We start from the raw sequence: 17,398 nt of genomic DNA, 5'->3' as shown, positions 1-17,398 counted from the left end.
AGAATTGTCAGGGGTTAAGGAACGCTCGTCCTTTTGGTATAATAATGCAAAAAGAAAGGAGTTTGATTATGGCCCGTACGGAGTCCAATATGTTTCCCCTCGGCGCCGACGCCCCCTTGTTTTCCCTGCCTGATGTCATCTCAGGCAAAAACGTTTCATTGACTGAACAAAAATCGGATATTGCCACAGTGATCATGTTTATTTGCAATCATTGCCCGTTTGTCAAGCATGTGCAACCAGAACTGGTTCGTTTGGCTAACGACTATATCCCCAAAGGGATCTCCTTTATTGCGATCAATTCCAACGATGCGGTAAAATATCCCGACGACTCTCCGGAAAAGATGAAGGAAGTGGCCAAAGAATTCAAGTATCCGTTTCCCTATCTCTTTGATGAAACACAGGAAGTCGCCAAAGCATACCAAGCTGCATGCACTCCGGACTTCTATATCTTTGACAAGAATTTGAAATGCGTGTACCGCGGACAACTGGATGACTCCCGCCCGGGCAATGAAATCCCGGTCACAGGCGAATCGATTCGCGGCGCTCTGGATCAAATTCTGAACAATGAACCGGTCACTGTAAAACAGAAGCCGAGTCTCGGTTGCAATATCAAATGGAAGGAATAGTGCGCAAAAGACGTTTCCCCCGCGGAGACGTCTTTTTTGTTACGGTCTGTCTCTTTCCCCTATAGCAATAGTACAATAATACATATTATTTTTACAAAGGCTATCGGAAGGTGAAATCCTAAATCTTATTCAAGCGGACCGGGAAAAATCAGAGAAAAGAGGCTTGGCTCCTCATATCCCGCCAAGCCTCGTCTTTGATTAAAGCACAACCTTTACTTTATATTCGCGCATCCAGGAATCGATCTGGATCAAGCGTTCAATAAAGCTGAGAAGTTGAAAGGAAACTTCCTGCCCCTGAATCCCTTTCAGAAAATCACGTAATTTCGAAGTGGAGACAAGCGGAAGAAGGGGAGAATGGGCATTATTTAAAATGGCGCTCAGGCGGTCGCGGATCAATTGCAGATAAGTGGGACTGTACGTGGAAGGATACGGGCTTTTCCGCCGATACAGAACATCATGCGGGAGTACATCTGCAAAGGCGCGACGCAAAATGCCTTTTTCAATCTCATCCACACATTTCATTTTCCATGGAATGTTCCACACATATTCGACCAACCGATAATCACAGAACGGCACCCGCACTTCCAGACCGGTTGCCATACTCATGCGGTCTTTTCGTTCCAGCAGCATCAGGAGAAAATATTTCTGGTTCAAGTAAAGAACTTCGCGCATCCGCGCCTCCTCTTTTTCCTCCCCGTCCAGCCGCGGAACCTTTTGCAGCGCTTCCAAATACCGTGTCCTGATGTACTCCTCGGGACGGATCGCCTTTTTCATCTCTTCGGATAAATAAGAGAAAGGCTCATCTTGATGCGAGATAACAGCCGCCCAGGGGAATGTATCCGCTTCCACCATTTCCTTCATGTGAAACCAGATATATCCCCCGAACACTTCATCGGCAGATTCCCCGGAAAGGGCGACAGTTGCAGATTTCTTCATCTCTTTAAACAGCAAATAGAGGGATGTATCCATATTTCCCGATCCCGGCAAATCGCGGGCACGGTAACTGATGCTTAAATGTTGGATCAGATCTTCATCATTGAAAATGACCAGTTGATGATCCGTTTTGGCATGTTCGGAAACCCTTTTTACCCAAGGCGTATCCAAACTGCGATGCATCAGGTTTTCCTTGAAATCCCGTTCGCTGTTCACAAAATCAACCGAAAACGTCCGCAGCGGCTCTTTTCCCTGTTTCCGGTATTCTTCGGCGGCAATGGCCGCGATCCCGCTGGAATCGAGCCCGCCGGACAACAGGGAAACTACCGGCATATCGGCCACCAACTGCCGTTTCACAGTATCTCTCAGCAATTCGCGAATATGGAGATAGGTTGTTTTCAAATCATCGGTATGCGGTTTGCTTTGCAGCTCCCAATAAATGCTCTCCTGTTTCCCCCGCTGTGTAAAACGAATCAACTGGCCGGGCAATACTTCTTTGATCCCGCGATATACCGCGTGTCCCGGTGTTCTCACTCCCATTACAAAGAGTTCTGCCAACCCTTCTGCATCCACTTCCGGATTTATATCAGGATGCGCGAAAAGTGCTTTCATTTCCGAAGCGAAAAAAACGGACTCCCCGATTTGAGCATAAAAAAGCGGTTTGACTCCGAGATGGTCTCTGACCAATAACAGTTCTCTGTTTCTTTCATCCCAGACAGCAAAGGCAAAAATCCCGTTTAATTTTTTGGGTAATTCCTCTCCCCATTGCAGATAGCCCCGCAATACCACTTCCGTATCGGAACGAGTCTTAAACCGATGGCCAAGAGACTGTAATTCTTGACGCAACTCTTGAAAATTATAAATTTCCCCATTATAGGCGAGAACCACCCGTCCCCGCGATTCCTCGAATACCATCGGTTGAACCCCGCCATCCGGGTCGATCACAATGAGACGGCGGTGACCGATGGCAGCTGTGGGAGAAACCCATACCGCTTGCTGATCCGGACCGCGCCAGTAAAGTGTTTTTGTCATCGCTTCTATCGTGGCCCTCTCACTGCTCAAATCCCTTTTCCAGTCAATCCAACCGACGATTCCGCACATGGGATCTCTCTCCTCTTTTATGGCTTGAAAAAATAACGTTTCAATTAAATTTAAACAAAAGAAAATTAAAATTCTTTTACATCCAAATTAAATTAGTTTTACAAATATTACGCAAACGGAAATTTCCGCCTGAGCTAAAACTGTTTCTTCCAGTATTGGGTGGCATTGTTCGATCTCTTTCAGTCGTTTTTACTAAAAAATGAGGGGATCATCTGACCCCCTCAATCCATCACTTGTTTCCGCCTTAATGCGTGGCACCTTTAAGGAAATTTTTATAACTCAGCATTGCTCCGCACAAGCCTATGACGGCAATGGTGAGAAGGATGCCGACGGACCAGCCGATCTCCGCCAGTTGACCGCCATGAAGCAAAATATCCAGGTATCCTTTTTGCGCCCAATACTGCGGAAACACCTTTGCAGCTTTCTGAAGAAAACCGGGCAAGAGATTGATCGGGAACCACAGCCCTCCCAATGCAGCTCCAGCCAAAGCGAGAATCTGCGTACAGGCCATCACCATTTGTTCATTTTTAAACAGGAAGGTGATCAATAATCCGATGGCCGTTGTGGTTAACGCCAGAGACAAGGAGAGTACGATCAGCGCCGGTGCATTTCCGATTTCCAATCCGTACACCAAGTGGCCAAAAGTGAACAGGACCAGGATCTGCACACAAACAAGCAGAAAATTGGGAATCCAGATCCCGATGAGATACTGAAGGCGATTCATCGGCGTGCTTAACAGGCGTGAAAGCATCCCGCCTTCGCGTTCGCGCATCAGCGTTCGCGCCAGGCTGATTATTGTGTAAAACGCGAACATCACCGTATAACCAGGAACAAACTGGGTGACCGCATTCACCTTTTTCACCAGTTGCTCCTTGGCATCGATGGTGACGGGCGGAGAAAGAATCGCCTGTTCCAGATTTTTGTTTCCATTTGTGGTTTGGATGACATACGATTTTATTTTGTTATCTTTATAGGATTGGACGACCGAGTTGACCACGGTTTTTACCGGCTCCACCTCTTGTTGGGCATCCTGGCTGCCGGCATAATAAAAATCAATCTGAGTTTGTTTTCCGGCTTTGATCTTTTCTTCAAACCCTTTCGGAATAACGATGAAAGTGGAGATATCGCCGTTTCGGATATCTTTGATCGCTTTTTGCTTGTCGGTTTCCTTGAACAGCTTAAACCCTTTCACGTTTTCCATCGCTTTGACAAAAGCTCCGGACATCGTTGAGTGATCCAGATCCTGATAATAAACTTTAAAGGTATAGTTTTGATTATTAAAGATGGTAGCAAAGATCACGATAAACACAATCGGTATAATGAAGATCCACACAAAGGTACCCCTGTCCTTCAACATACGCTTGATTTCTTTTTTGATTAAGGCTTTGACCATGTTCTTGTCACTCCTAATCCCGCAAACTTTTTCCCGTCAAGGACAGGAATATATCTTCCAATGTCATTTTGGAAAGCTCAAGACGGCCCACTGATATCTCCTGCTGTTTTAACCAAAGAGCGAGTTGATTCATCACGCCCAATGGATCTTCGGAGCAAATGAGCCAGCCATCCTTTTTAGCCAGAACTTCGCCGAAGTTTTGCAGCGATTCCGCGGACACCCCGTCTGCTTCAAGATAAACGCCGGCAGTGGAATATTTGTCGATTAAACCGGCAATGTCGCCGCTCTCCAGCACTTTCCCGTTATCCACCAACGCGATTTCCTCACAGATCGCTTCTACTTCCTCCATGTAATGGCTGGAATAAAGAATAGTCTTTTTATCCTCTTTCAACGCATAAATCATCTCAAAAATATAGTTCCGCGATTGCGGGTCAACCCCGACGGTCGGTTCATCCATGATGATGAAGTCCGGATTGTGCATTAAAGCGCACCCGATATTAATCCGGCGTTTCATCCCGCCGGAGAATGATTTTACTGGATCATTTCCCCGCTCAGCCAATCCGACGAGCCGGAGAACTTCGTCGACCCGCTGTCGCAGTTCATTTCCCTTCATCCTGTACATTGATCCGAAAAACATCAGATTGTCCCGGGCGGTCAATGTCTCGTGCAATACGATATCCTGGGGAACATAGCCGATTTTCCTTTTTAATTCTGCTTTTCGTTCACGAATGTCAATGCCATTCATGCTGACTTCGCCTTCATATTCTTCCAGAACACCACAGAGAATCTTCATCAAAGTTGATTTTCCCGCACCATTGGGGCCGATTAAGCCAAAACAAATTCCTGACGGGATCGATAAGCTGATCCCGTCCAACGCTTGCTTATTCCCATATCCCTTCTTCAGATGCGCAATTTGAATCATCGTATCCCTCTCCATTCAGCTTCTCTATATATCAAGTTTTCTCTCCAAAATTGAGGCAGAGCAGCGAAGAACAAAGTAGGAAGAAAAGATCGCGATCAGGATAATCACTGCTGCTGCAAAAAAATATGGAGACAGATCAAACGTGCCAAGCCCGGTAAACATTAAATAGATGTTGCTGTTTCCAAAAAACGTTCCGATGGCATAATAGAATAAAATGGCGGCAAAAACGGTGAGGACGGTCATCGTGAAATGGAGTGTCCGGAGATTGGTATACCGAAGGACTCCCCTTAAAATGCCAAGTGAGACAAGCAAGGGACTTAAGCTGAGCAAAAGACTGTACCATGCCATCCCGATCATCATAAATACAGCAACTGATTTGAAATGAAAGTGAAAGTGTCCGATGATGAATGCCATATAAACGGCATAAAGAAAAGCAAGCAGATAGGTTCCTGCCAACATTATCAACACTTTAAGCCATGCCGCAACGAATTTGGCAGCGATCAATTTAAAACGGGAATAGGGCAGAGAGAGCCACCAGCCTTCCGTTTTGTTGCGCCACTCATTTTTAATCGCCCCTGCTCCGACCGGAAACATTGCCCATGGAAGGCCCATCGTATAAAACCAGGCATTTTCCATATTGAATTTTCCGTGCATGGCGGAATATGTCGTAAGGACAATCCAGACCAGCATCATCAACGGCAAGAAAATCACCCACTGATTTCGCCGGCGACGTTGGTCCTCCTCATTCTTCCCACGTCTGATTGCCGATCCGATTCGATATTCATGTCTGACGAGAAACCAAAATAAACTCCCTTTTGGCAACATGTATCCCTCCTTTTGTTACCGGTACAGTTTCCTGAAGATATCGTGCATGGTTCCATATTTTCTTCGCAGCTCATCCGCTTCATCGGCCAGTACCGTTTGCCCGTTTTTTAAAAAAACCGCGTAATCAAACAGTCCCTCCACCTCATACAACTCATGGGTGCTGATCAGTATGGTCTGCTCCCTGTTGCTGAGATGCTCGATGAGAGCCTCGACAATCTGCTCACGGGAGATAACGTCAATTCCGGCAAATGGTTCATCCAGGACTACCAACGGAACCTCGCGGGCGAGACAAAGAACGAGCATCAGTCGTGCTTCTTGACCACGTGACATTTCTTTCACCCGTTTTCCATGGTCGATCTCCATCCATTCAGCCAACTTCTTTGCCTGATCGATCCGAAATCCGGGGAGCACTTGCCGTCCCCATTCAAAGGCATCGGAGGCGGTATGTTCCGGATACCACCGTGCCCTGTCCGGCAGATAGGCGAGTTGATGGTTCATCTTCCAACCGGGAGATTGACCCAAAACCTCTATTTGACCTTCATCCGGACAAACCAGTCCGGCAATGATCCGAAACAGCGTGGACTTACCCGACCCGTTCGGCCCCAGGATTCCGGTTACCTGATTGGAAGCAATCGACAAGGAGCATTCCTTGAGAGCTGTATCTTTTCCATATCTCTTCGTCAACCGTTCGCATTGAACCGCAACTGCAGTCATGTGTCTCCTCCTTTTTGCTTTTTGTATCGTTCATAAATGGCAGACTCCAGTTCAGTCCACGTAAACCCGAGGCTTTCCATTTGCGCAAAAAATTCTTCAATATATTGTTCCATCAGCTCTCTCCGAAACCGGGCGATCCGCTCGCTTGAGGTGGTAATAAAAGTTCCTTGTCCGCGATGCTTTTCTGTCAGTCCGTCTCGTTCCAGTTCCTGATAAGCGCGCATAACCGTGTTCGGATTTACCCTCAGAGCCTTTGCCATTTCTCGAACTGAAGGAATTTTCTCACCGGGGTTGACCTTTCCCTTGGCGATGAGACTTCGAATTTGCTGCAGGATTTGCTCATAGATCGGTTGGCTTAAATCCAGTTGAAAGCGGAACGAGCCAACCTGCCTTTCTTCCATAGGCCCCCCTCCGTTTCAGAAGCATCAGCTTTCTTAAGTGTATTATATCACTTAATACACTTAACACAAGTATTATTTTTGCCCTTTTTTTGCGAATCCCTGAAACAGGGGGACAAAGCGAAGAAAAAGACTACCTCTTCTTTCGAGATAGTCTTTTTCATTCTTCCATTTGCTATTAATGTTTGGCAGCGATCAATCCAAGCGGAATCCCTGCGACCGTGCCCATGCCCCCCAGGTGTCATACCATTGTCCGCTAACCAAAAACAATGTATTCCATGCCGTATACATTGTTAATCTTCTGTAACTCTTCTTTTTTCATCCGCGAAAGCATCAATCAGTTCCATAAAGTGTGTTAAAGCAGGTGTTGGTTGCATATCGTTTCGCCGGATAAAAAACGTGGTCGCATGTTTGTAAGCATCAGGCATGGAATGCAGTTTGATTTGCCCGCTGCGATCTTCCCGTGCGAATGAATGAGCAACCAAAGCGACGCCAAGGCCGGCTTTGACACAGCCCAACAGTCCGTCCAATGTACTGAATTCCATCCGCTTGACCGGACGGATTCCCTCTGCTCTCAGCCATTCCTCCAGTTTTGCCCGATAGCAGCAACCTGCGTTATATACCAAAATGGTCTGATCTTGAAGGTCACCGGCAGACCGGATTTGTTCATGATGAGGAGCCGTGATCAATACCAATTCCTCTTCCACAAAGACTGAAGACCTTAAGTCTGCATGATTTACGGGACCGACAACAAAAGCGCCATCCAACTCATAATGAAGAACCTGTTCGATCAATTGTTCCGAGGAACCCGTTGTCAACGATAGATCCACATCCGGATAGCTTTGGTGATACGCCTTTAACAATGATGGAAGATAAACGGCTGCCGTTGATTCGGTGGAACCCAGTTTCAACGGACCTTGTGGTGCAAGAAAAGCATTTCTTGCCTCGTTCATCAATTGCAAAATCCGGTCTGCATAATGAATCAAAATTCTTCCGCCGGGGGTTAAGGTCATTCCTTTCCCGTTACGATAAAACAACGACGTCTTCAACTCCCTCTCCAGCCGGGTGATACGGGTGGTAACGTTGGATTGCACGTAGTTAAGTTCTTCGGCTGCTTTCGTTACACTCTTATGACGTGCCACGGCCTGAAAAAATTGCAGGTCACGAAAATCCATCGCCTTCACCACGCTATCAAAAATATTGATTCACGATATCTAAATTCATTATTTTACATGATATCAGAATTAATTTAGACTTCAAATAAAAAGGAGGGATCTTTATTTGCAATCAGACTGTTAAACAAAAGAATTATCGTTGGGTCGTTTTAGGTTTGGCTACCTGGGCCCAGGCATCCGCCACCTTTGTCACTTATGGTGTCGGGCCTTTAGCCGCCATTTGGCAACTCAAATTTTCGCTGTCGCAATCACAGGCAGGTTTGCTTGTTTCCGTTGTCAATATTGGACCACTCTTGTCAATGCTGTTGATCGGCCGCGCGTTGGACCAGTATGGAGAACGATGGATCACCGGAATCGGATCGGTGCTGCTCGGGCTCACTGTTGGATTTGCTTCCTTTCTGAACAATTACGGAACTTTGCTCTGCCTTTTGTTTTTGGTCGGCATCCATTACGGAACAGCACAGCCCGGCGGCAGCAAAGTTGTCATCAAATGGTTTGATTCGACTGAAAGAGGGTTTGCCATGGGAATCCGCCAATCTGGCATCCCGATTGGCGGGGCCCTGGCCGGTTGGGTTATTCCTGTGCTCAGCAGCCGCTATGATTGGCCGGTTGCAGTCGGGATGCAAGCGATTTTTGCAATTGCTGGTGGTCTGGCCTTCCTTTTTTTCTACCGTGAACCATTTGCATCAAACAAAAGATCCATCGAAAATTACCGTTTCTGGGGCGAATTAAAGAAGTTATGCCGACAAAAGCAGTTGCATCCGTTGCTATTTTCCGGTTTTATCCTTGTCTCCCTGCAAATCGTCCTGGTCGCCCACTTGATGATTTTCCTAAAAAGTACAATGAAACAAATCACGCTCGTGTCTGCCGGGCAAATGCTGTCCGTTTGCTTATGGTCAGGAATGGTTGGCCGCATCCTGCTGGCCTGGCTAAGTGACAAGCTTTGGACAGGAGATCGCATTCGCCCGTTGATGTTGTCCATATGTTCATCGGTAATCGGATTGTTGGCTTTGGTTGTTTTACCTCATGATTCACCTGTCTGGGCATTATTCATCCTTTGCGCCTGGCTGGGCTTTTTCGGGATTGGTTGGTACAGCTTATTTATCGTGGAAATAGCGGAAAAATCCAGCCGATATGCGATTGGTCTGACAGTGAGTTATGCACTGACGCTGAATCAGATTGCGATCATCACAGCTCCGCTTGTTTTTGGACTGCTGGTTGATTGGCAGGGTTCTTATCAGTTTGCATGGATAATCCTGGCCATCCTTTTATCTGTAAGCGCATGTTGGCTTTGGAGTTCTTGGCACCAAGGGAAGTTTTCAAATTAGATGGAGTGATGTTTCGGGAAGTGATCACTTGGCTGGCTTTGTTTTGATGGTCAGGTTTGGTTTGTTAAGCAAACAAGTTTATATAATGGATTAGTTGATCTTATTTTCGAACTTTCTTAGCCCCCCGTATCTAACAACGAAAACGGGAGCTTAAAAAGAAGATTGTACTCTTAACATAAAATCAACCGACTCCCGATGCGTTAAGGAGTCGGTTGATTTATTTTCTCGCTTATACCACCAAATACAACGGCGTGCAGTCACCAGTACAATCCGATCAGAAAGATCAAAATAAATCACCCCAATTATTCATGGGATGATTTATTTATGGTCTTTCCCAAACGGTTGGCTTGTCGCGTTTTGTTCACCTCATACCTTTGAAGTGATCTTACGCTAATATGCCAACGACCATTCGATCCTTTATGCGCAGCGATTTTTCCTTTTTGGCATGCCGCAACAATGGAAGGTTGTTTCATCCCTTTGATCCTGGCAGCCTCGCTGGCGCTAATATATTCTTCCTCTTGACATGGATCGTTATTAACATATTCTGCGGGTGGTTGCTTTAATCCTTGCTGAATAGCCAAGCGATCCCCGAGATCGAGCACAGCTTTCCCCAATGGTTTTTGATAGGCTTTTTTTATTGGAGTATTTTTTAAAAGAATACTGTCTTGCTCCTGGATGATTTTCAGATATTCATCATATGGAATGTTCTGCCGGAAAGCCAGCAAACACTTTTGGTAAAATGCATATTCTTCATCCGATAAAGCCAATAAATCAACAATTTCACCATCGATTCGGATATGGATATCCACTTTTACTCACCCCATTAAACAAAATTAATACAAACCAAAAACAAAAGCAATATGCTTTAAGAAAATAGGGTTACCGTCAATACCCCTGTTTAACGATTAACCGTGTATAAATGTTCAGCAATCCTTCATAATGTACCCACTTCTTCTTTTTCGGCTGATTCAGCGCTTTGGCACATATGCCATTCCTTTGGGCTTGAGATAATACAGGTTTTTTCTCTCGGTGGGAGGACAAATACGAAACAATCCACTAGTCTTTTTCTTCGGGCGTCTTCCCTCGTGCCGAATAGATCTTGTGTACTTGCCATCCGACGGTGTTCTCCGTCCATCCCAAGAAACAGGAGAGACGGCGGCAAAATCGTCGTTCGCTACCTCTACCCCTTTCAGCGAAAACGACGATAAGAAAAAACGACCTTCTATTTTCGACCTAGAAGCCGCCTGTTTTTCCAGGGGAGACTAATTCCCTGGTAAGGCGAATCGGCCATAGAGGCCCCTAGTCGCCTGTTTAAGCGTTTTTCCCTTATCCTGTAAAATGAAGGTGAAAACAGCCCTGGAATCCTTTTTCATATTCTTCTCTAACCATTTTTTCAAAGCAAGAATGTATAATAGCGGTAAGAATTATGCTGATGATTTGCGATTCCATTCCGTTTCCCGCCTGATGTACTGGTAGGCGGAAAGCCGACTCCAATCTATGTAAGGCCGGGATTTCAAAAATAAGGACAATCCTTTCCCACTCACATAAAGAACTTAAGGACTCTTTTTTGCATATCTCCGTCTATATATCTGATCCATAAATTGATTGTGTAACGTAAAAATGAGGCCCAAAAAATAGGCCTCTGATTTCTTTTCTGCCAGGATTATTGTTCGTCTCTAATATGTTGCGGCCTCCCCACTTATAGAGGTGGAAGGAGCATCTGACGATTTTGCAGCCATCTTCCTAAAAAATGGTTGGCGACATCATTTTATTTATAGGTTCCTCCAAACAGTTCAATTTTCGATTACAAATAGCCAAAATTTGATTGGCGATGTTTTCATTTAGGTCGTATATGAGGAACAAAGATCACGATTCTTTCATGTTTTATTACTTTTTGGTTCCTTTATTACTTTTTGGTTCCTTTGTTACTTAAATGTGCGTACTTTTATTGTTATTTAATATATTTCATAATGATTACAGAACAAATAACCAGTACATTCTCTAACTGGGATTGTTTGGAGGGATTTATAAATATGAGAAGCATGCTAAAGGGGAAACTTGGGCTTGGTACTGCTCCACTGGGCAATATGTACCGTAACATCCCGGAAGAAGAAGCAATGGCAACTATAGATGCCGCCTGGGAGCATGGCATTCGTTACTTTGACACCGCTCCATTCTATGGCGCCGGTCTGGCCGAGATCCGTCTTGGTGAAGCACTGTCGAAACGGCGTCGCGATGACTATGTGTTGAGTACAAAAGTGGGCCGCTTGATTCTGGACGAACTGGAAGACCCATCCTCGCGTGACTTGGGCGAGAAAGGAGGGCTGTTCGAATTCGGCCGCAAGAATAAGATCGTCAACGACTACAGTGCAGACGCCACCCTGCGCTCGATCGAACAGAGCCTGAAACGTTTGAAAACCGATCGTCTGGATATTGTCTATGTTCATGATGTAGCGCAGGATTTCCACGGCGACGAGTGGCTTTCACAATTTGAAACCGCCCGAAAAGGAGCATTCCGTGTGCTGACACGTTTGCGTGAAGAAGGAGTAATTAAGTCTTGGGGGCTCGGAGTGAACCGCGTTGAGCCGATCGAAATTACTCTGGAACTGGAGGAAGCGAATCCGGACGCATGCTTGCTGGCCGGCCGTTACACATTGTTGGATCACGAGCGCGCACTGCAACGATTGATGCCCGCCGCCGCAAAAAACAATGTCGACATTATTATCGGTGGCCCATACAGCTCAGGCGTCCTGGCTGGAGGTGCCCACTTCGAGTATCAGAAGGCATCGCCGGAAATCATTTCGAAAGTTGAGCGAATCAAAAGCATTGCACAGCGCCACCAAATCAGCGTCAAGGCTGCCGCCCTGCAATTTGTGCTGGCCAATCCGGCAGTTGCTGCCGTCATCCCCGGTGCTAGCCGTCCTGAGCGGATCGCAGAAGACAAAGCTGCATTGAACGAAATTATTCCAGACGCATTTTGGCATGAAATGCGTGAACAGAAACTGGTGGCGCATGACGCACCACTGCCAATCGATTTCAAAAAGGAGTAATCAATATGGCACACACAACTGCAACGATTGAAATTCCAGCTTCGCCTGACCAAGTATGGCAATTGATCGGAGGTTTTAACTCATTGCCAGACTGGCTACCTTATATACCGAAAAGCGAACTAAGCCAAGGCGGACGCGTACGTCGGCTGGTTAATCCCGATGGCGATGTGATTGTGGAGCGTCTGGTTGCGTTTAACGACAAGGAGCGCTATTACACCTACTCGATTATGGAAGCACCATTTCCAGTCACTGATTATGAATCCACGATCCGCGTTCGTGAGCTTCCTGACAGCAAAACCTCGCTGGTAGAGTGGTCTGGCAGCTTCACACCTGTAGGGGTTAGTGACGAAGAGGCCATAAATCTATTCCATGGGATCTATAAGGATGGCCTGGAGGCATTGCGAGGAGCATTTCTGGATTGAATCGGATTAAAGTTTGTCGTCGTTTAATTGTCCCGATCCCATAAATAGCTGATACGAAATGACTTGAGATTGCATGCGAAGCAACTCAAGTCATTTCGTGTTTATACAGAAAACTCAGGGATGACACGCTGATATTCATCCTGAGCTACTGCACCAACAACACTCTGATTTCCTTACGAAACCAGCAAAATCGGTCGATGCTCCCTTTTCCGAACAGCGTTTTGATGCAAGATGATGAAAAATTACAACCTTATGCGGTCGAATTGGCAGAGTATTTCCGGAGTCAGCGCATGACCTTTACGATGCCAGTTGATTTATACGGTACTCCGTTTCAATTGTCAGTGCGGAACGCATTGTACGAAATTTCGTACGAATAAACGCATCTTACTCGGAAATTGCCGAATCTATTCAAAAACGGGATTTGGTACGCGCTGTTAGATATTGATGGCTTACAATGATCAAACCAATGCTATTACACAAAGAAAACAACGCCATGAGCGCGGGTTTGGCTGGCTGATCGGAATCGAGGAAAGCAGACGTGTGCGACCGGATGGACGAAACGGGGGATGATTCGGTTACCGGTGTTTCAGTCGTTCTTGTTTGAAAGTGGTCATCATGCTGCCGTCGGAAGATTTTTCCTTTGCTCACAAAAGGCTTTTAGACCCCTGTTTTTTGCAAAAAAAAGAGCCGACCCGACAAAAGGGACTTCTCGGCGTTCCAATCAGCGCAGAGTCTGGTTTTCCTAAAAATGAGAAAATTATCACTATACAAAAGTGGTTGTTAAAATGTAAAAAATATATTGCTATTGGGATTGAACACGAAGCTGCAGTTAAATTTTAATTTTCGTTAATATGTATAAAAGGAGATGGTACAGATGGATTTACTCACCAAAGTGGTGCCTATCATCTTTGTGATTGCGTTTATTTTAAAAATGATCATATATCGTAATGAGGGGAAAGATGAACGTGGTCTGCTGATTTTCAACGAATCTTACAGAATAACGTTAACCATCCTTGCGGCAGCCCTCACAGCCATTATTGTCTTGGATTCTTATTTGAATTTTTCAATTACAATATACAAAAATGTCATTACGCTCTCTCTCATGGGTTCATTATTGATAGGCAACCTTTCACTCCTTTGGTTGCGGAAAAAATATTGAGTCGTTCCAAGAAGGACTCATCCGCTTTACCATCCTTCATTTTCATTGAGGAGGAGTCACATGGACTCACTCGTCCTACGAAAGGAACAGTTAGAATATTCGGGAGAGAGTTTCACAAAGACCGGATTTCAATTTTAAGGCGAATCGGATGTTTAGTGGAGAAACCAAGTTATTACGGACATCTTACTGGATACGAAAACATCGATATTGCACGCAGAATGCTCAATGTTTCTCAGTCTCGAATCAACGAAGTGCTAAAAATGGTTCATTTAGAAAAGGACAAACACAAAAAAGTAAACAAATATTCGCTGGGGATGAAGCAACGTTTGGGGATTGCTACCGCTCTTTTAAATCAACCCGAATTTTTGATATTAGATGTTCCAACCAACGGCTTAGATCCAGAAGGAATCCATGAGATTCGGAACTTAATCAAAGAGCTTCCCCAAAAATTTAAGGTCACCATTTTGGTATCTAGCCACTTATTGAGTGAAGTGGAACAAATGGCGACCAGCGTGGGCATTATCCACCATGGTCATCAGCTGTTTCAAGGGTCGAATACTGAACTCAAAAATAAAAATAAACAGCGCCTCATTATCAAGACAGACCGTTCAGAAGAAGCCGAGTCATTACTTCGACAAAACCATTACTCCATCTCTCGAGATCACCTGTTTATTTATGTTGACTCACCTTCACAAGAAACTGTTGCTCAGATGCAAAGACTATTAATTGATAATCACTTTACGATTTATCAAATTCAGGAAGAAGATACTTCTCTCGAGCAAATATTTTTGAAAATGGTACAAGATGGAGAGATTTCATCATGAGTTCGATGATCGGTGTCGAATTCATTAAATTCCGACGCAGTTGGATGGTATGGCTTATCGGTATTGTCCCCTTTGCCTTTTGTACCCTTTTAGGATTGGCGCTTCGATTTTACTTGCAAACAAATCATACCCCAGAGCAAGGATGGGGATTGATTTTCACACTGGTTAGCCGTTTTCTCTGGCAGGTAATCGCCTTCACCGTTCCGATCTTCACTTCTTATTTGGTAAGCATGGAACAATTATCAAACACATGGAAACAAATATTTGTCATACCTTTAGCGAAATGGAAAGTGTATCTGGCTAAATTTTTTTGGGCTCTGATCTTCACTTTGGTAATGGGGATCTTGTTCGTGCTGGGCGTTTACTTCATCTGTCTATTTTGGGATATCGAACACCTTTTTACCATAAATCAACTTATTTTCCGTGTTTATTCTCCTTTCATGCTTGCAATACCATATATATCTTTTCAATTGTGGATATCGATGGTCAGTCGAAACCAGACGACACCTATTGCAATCGGCATCGCTGCTATCATTTTAGCGCCCGTTTTTAAAAACTGGGGATGGTGGACTCCGTGGGGATTTTGGTCCACTTTTTTACCCGCTGAACCAACTTCTTATCAGGCATTATTCATGGAAAAAACAACGTCTGCATTGGATGGGAGCAGTTTACTGCTTTCGGTTCTGTTTGGAGCGATATCGTTGGCCATCGGGGTGGTACATTTTTACCAAAAGGAATTCAACTAACGGTTAAAGGAGGACTTCTGTTTGGTGACCCTTTTAAAAATTGAATGGTTAAAAACAAGAAAAACCAATATATGGTGGCTCATTTTGCTGCTGCCTTTGCTGCCAATCACATATGGTGTATTGATCTATGTGAAAATTATGACCGAAACCAACCATTATCTAAGCACCAATGACTCGCTTACGGCATGGGGGATGACCAGTTTCTTTTATCCGACCATCTTTTTCCCTGTCCTGTCCGGTTTACTCGCTGCCAATGTATGCAAAGTAGAACACGAAGGGAATAACTGGTCCAAAATCTTAACATATCCAATATCGTGGAAGCAATTTTATTTGTCTAAATTCCTCTGGCTAACGATCTTGTTAGGGCTTACCCAAGTGATCGCTTTCCTTGAATTTGCGATCGCCAGATGGGTGAGCAATTTTGACAGCGCTTTTCCTTGGCTCATTATGATAGAGAGTATCATCTTGGGTTGGTTTGGTGCTTTGCCATTGATTGCTTTACAATTAGCTATTTCTGCCCATTGGGGCAACTACACCAAATCTGTCGTCTTCAGTGTTTTGTTGGCGCTCCCTGTCTTCCTTATCGTTGGCTCCAAAAAAGCTTATTGGATTGGATATTTTTATCCATGGTCCTTACCCGCGATGGGCATGACCAAAATCATGGAGAAGAATCCTTCTATCGCCGATGTATTGTTAAACCCGTTTCTACTTGTGAATATCGGTTGGCTTTTGCTATCACTGATGGGCGGTCTTTACTATTTCATCAAACAAAAATCGGATCATTAAGATCACAAAACTCGAACCATTTAGCCACTACATTCCCTTTTGAATCTTTTATCCATAGACGAGGCAAATCTCAAAATCTATGGTAATCTTGTACAGAGCCATGTGAAACAACTCTTTTATCGGAAATTATCGCTAACTTTATTCTGATTAAGGGTCACGATGGCCTGTTTTTTTTATTAGACTTTTAGGCACTTATATAACATACCAATAGTGGTTGTTTTACCTGCACCATTCGGTACCGAAAAGCCATAAACCTCTGCTCGTCTTACTTTCATGTTTACTTGATTAACAACAGTCTGTAAAATCACTTCTCCCACCGCGTCACCCAAGATGAACAGACATCAATCCCCCGTCCAGGTGAAAGTAATATTCACATTCATTATATTTAGATAATTCGAATATCATCCGATTCCTCTTCAAATATGCTATATTGAAACACATCATTGATATCTCTTCCGAAAACGCGCGCCAACTCAAAAGCCAACACCAAAGATGGCGAATATTTGTTCCTTTCCAACGAAATAATCGTCTGTCTGGTAACCCCTACTTTTTCCGCTAACTCTTTTTGTGCCCAACCCTTTTCTGTTCGCAACACCATGATCCTGTTCCGGAGTTTCCCTTTTTTGTTTAACGTCATGATTGATCACCACTCTATCTGCTTGATGGTTAGTGTAATATGTTTTTTACATTATGTAAAGACAAAAGTCCTGCTCTCCTCCCAACGTGGCGGTCACGGGAACGCCAGCGCGCATCGTGGATGGTTTCTCAAGTCATTTCAAATTTATACAGGTAACTCAGGAATCACGTGTTCATGCTTCCTCCTGAGCATCAGTCATGGATAATTCAGAATATAAACACAAGGCTGAATAACGGTCATAATGGCAATCAAAATATAATATAGGGGTAAGTCCGAGATACGTGTAAAATATACAGTTATAAATAGAAATTTGTTCCAAATCAAAATAACACCAGCTCCCTTGCCTGTTTCACGTTAAG

Annotated in this window: 19 protein-coding genes; 10 read left to right on the top strand and 9 right to left on the bottom strand. The window is 44.6% G+C overall.

Translation table 11 applies throughout. From position 1 onward, the window contains the following. Window positions 1–68: 68 nt before the first annotated feature. On the top strand, window positions 69–626 hold the full coding sequence (locus I8U17_RS15520) for a thioredoxin family protein (RefSeq protein WP_198059761.1): 558 nt from the start codon (window positions 69–71) through the stop codon (window positions 624–626). A 198-nt stretch (window positions 627–824) separates the two neighbouring features. Here the strand turns inward: I8U17_RS15520 and asnB are convergent, their stop codons facing one another. The 7 genes from asnB to I8U17_RS15485 all read right to left on the bottom strand — a co-directional run bounded on the left by asnB (window position 825) and on the right by I8U17_RS15485 (window position 8,087). Next, window positions 825–2,660 carry an asparagine synthase (glutamine-hydrolyzing) gene (asnB, locus tag I8U17_RS15515; protein ID WP_198059760.1) on the bottom strand — a complete coding sequence of 612 codons (1,836 nt, stop codon included), beginning with the start codon at window positions 2,658–2,660 and terminating at the stop codon, window positions 825–827. 244 nt (window positions 2,661–2,904) lie between these two features. Next, complete coding sequence (locus tag I8U17_RS15510; protein ID WP_198056242.1) at window positions 2,905–4,053, bottom strand: ABC transporter permease; 1,149 nt, start codon at window positions 4,051–4,053, stop codon at window positions 2,905–2,907. A 13-nt stretch (window positions 4,054–4,066) separates the two neighbouring features. Further along, window positions 4,067–4,975 (bottom strand): ABC transporter ATP-binding protein, encoded by a 909-nt coding sequence (locus I8U17_RS15505; RefSeq protein ID WP_198059759.1) that lies wholly within the window; start codon window positions 4,973–4,975, stop codon window positions 4,067–4,069. 24 nt (window positions 4,976–4,999) lie between these two features. Continuing rightward, the gene (locus I8U17_RS15500) at window positions 5,000–5,797 is read right to left on the bottom strand and encodes an ABC transporter permease (RefSeq protein ID WP_198059758.1); all 798 of its coding nucleotides are present in this window, start codon (window positions 5,795–5,797) and stop codon (window positions 5,000–5,002) included. Between the two features lie 18 nt (window positions 5,798–5,815). Continuing rightward, window positions 5,816–6,514, bottom strand: a complete 699-nt coding sequence (locus I8U17_RS15495; protein ID WP_198059757.1) for an ABC transporter ATP-binding protein — start codon at window positions 6,512–6,514, stop codon at window positions 5,816–5,818. Beyond that, window positions 6,511–6,915, bottom strand: coding sequence for a GntR family transcriptional regulator (locus tag I8U17_RS15490; protein WP_198056246.1), 405 nt, complete (start codon window positions 6,913–6,915; stop codon window positions 6,511–6,513). The genes I8U17_RS15495 and I8U17_RS15490 overlap by 4 nt, the downstream gene beginning before the upstream one ends. A gap of 290 nt (window positions 6,916–7,205) precedes the next feature. Then, the gene (locus I8U17_RS15485) at window positions 7,206–8,087 is read right to left on the bottom strand and encodes a LysR family transcriptional regulator (protein ID WP_198059756.1); all 882 of its coding nucleotides are present in this window, start codon (window positions 8,085–8,087) and stop codon (window positions 7,206–7,208) included. A 155-nt stretch (window positions 8,088–8,242) separates the two neighbouring features. Here I8U17_RS15485 and I8U17_RS15480 point away from each other — a divergent pair, with 155 nt between their 5' ends. After that, complete coding sequence (locus I8U17_RS15480) at window positions 8,243–9,415, top strand: MFS transporter (RefSeq protein ID WP_232331138.1); 1,173 nt, start codon at window positions 8,243–8,245, stop codon at window positions 9,413–9,415. 302 nt (window positions 9,416–9,717) lie between these two features. On the opposite strand, the gene I8U17_RS15475 is transcribed toward I8U17_RS15480, so the two are convergent. Continuing rightward, a complete protein-coding gene (locus I8U17_RS15475) occupies window positions 9,718–10,224 on the bottom strand; it encodes a MerR family transcriptional regulator (RefSeq protein WP_198059755.1) in 507 nt (168 codons plus the stop codon). A gap of 1,224 nt (window positions 10,225–11,448) precedes the next feature. Between I8U17_RS15475 and I8U17_RS15470 the strand changes: the two genes are divergently transcribed. The 8 genes from I8U17_RS15470 (at window position 11,449) to I8U17_RS15435 (ending at window position 16,402) form a co-directional block, all read left to right on the top strand. Next, the gene (locus tag I8U17_RS15470; RefSeq protein WP_198056249.1) at window positions 11,449–12,465 is read left to right on the top strand and encodes an aldo/keto reductase; all 1,017 of its coding nucleotides are present in this window, start codon (window positions 11,449–11,451) and stop codon (window positions 12,463–12,465) included. A 5-nt stretch (window positions 12,466–12,470) separates the two neighbouring features. After that, window positions 12,471–12,887, top strand: a complete 417-nt coding sequence (locus I8U17_RS15465; protein WP_198056250.1) for an SRPBCC family protein — start codon at window positions 12,471–12,473, stop codon at window positions 12,885–12,887. Between the two features lie 197 nt (window positions 12,888–13,084). Next, the gene (locus tag I8U17_RS15460; RefSeq protein WP_370589267.1) at window positions 13,085–13,264 is read left to right on the top strand and encodes a hypothetical protein; all 180 of its coding nucleotides are present in this window, start codon (window positions 13,085–13,087) and stop codon (window positions 13,262–13,264) included. A gap of 238 nt (window positions 13,265–13,502) precedes the next feature. Next, window positions 13,503–13,727 (top strand): hypothetical protein, encoded by a 225-nt coding sequence (locus I8U17_RS15455; RefSeq protein WP_198056253.1) that lies wholly within the window; start codon window positions 13,503–13,505, stop codon window positions 13,725–13,727. 34 nt (window positions 13,728–13,761) lie between these two features. Continuing rightward, complete coding sequence (locus I8U17_RS15450; RefSeq protein ID WP_198056254.1) at window positions 13,762–14,046, top strand: hypothetical protein; 285 nt, start codon at window positions 13,762–13,764, stop codon at window positions 14,044–14,046. Further along, window positions 14,025–14,870 carry an ABC transporter ATP-binding protein gene (locus I8U17_RS15445; protein ID WP_370589266.1) on the top strand — a complete coding sequence of 282 codons (846 nt, stop codon included), beginning with the start codon at window positions 14,025–14,027 and terminating at the stop codon, window positions 14,868–14,870. The genes I8U17_RS15450 and I8U17_RS15445 overlap by 22 nt, the downstream gene beginning before the upstream one ends. Then, window positions 14,867–15,616 (top strand): ABC transporter permease, encoded by a 750-nt coding sequence (locus I8U17_RS15440; RefSeq protein WP_198059754.1) that lies wholly within the window; start codon window positions 14,867–14,869, stop codon window positions 15,614–15,616. The genes I8U17_RS15445 and I8U17_RS15440 overlap by 4 nt, the downstream gene beginning before the upstream one ends. A gap of 24 nt (window positions 15,617–15,640) precedes the next feature. Further along, entirely contained in the window at window positions 15,641–16,402 is a 762-nt protein-coding gene (locus I8U17_RS15435; protein ID WP_370589270.1) for an ABC transporter permease, read from the top strand. A 385-nt stretch (window positions 16,403–16,787) separates the two neighbouring features. Here I8U17_RS15435 and I8U17_RS15430 read toward each other — a convergent pair whose 3' ends face one another. Beyond that, entirely contained in the window at window positions 16,788–17,039 is a 252-nt protein-coding gene (locus I8U17_RS15430) for a helix-turn-helix transcriptional regulator (RefSeq protein WP_198059752.1), read from the bottom strand. Window positions 17,040–17,398: the final 359 nt, after the last annotated feature.

It is taken from the genome of Thermoactinomyces sp. CICC 10521 (assembly GCF_016055135.1).
In the GTDB taxonomy this organism is placed as follows: domain Bacteria; phylum Bacillota; class Bacilli; order Thermoactinomycetales; family Thermoactinomycetaceae; genus Thermoactinomyces_A; species Thermoactinomyces_A daqus.
Note: the sequence above shows the minus strand (reverse complement) of the source record. Positions and strands in the feature narration are given on the sequence as shown.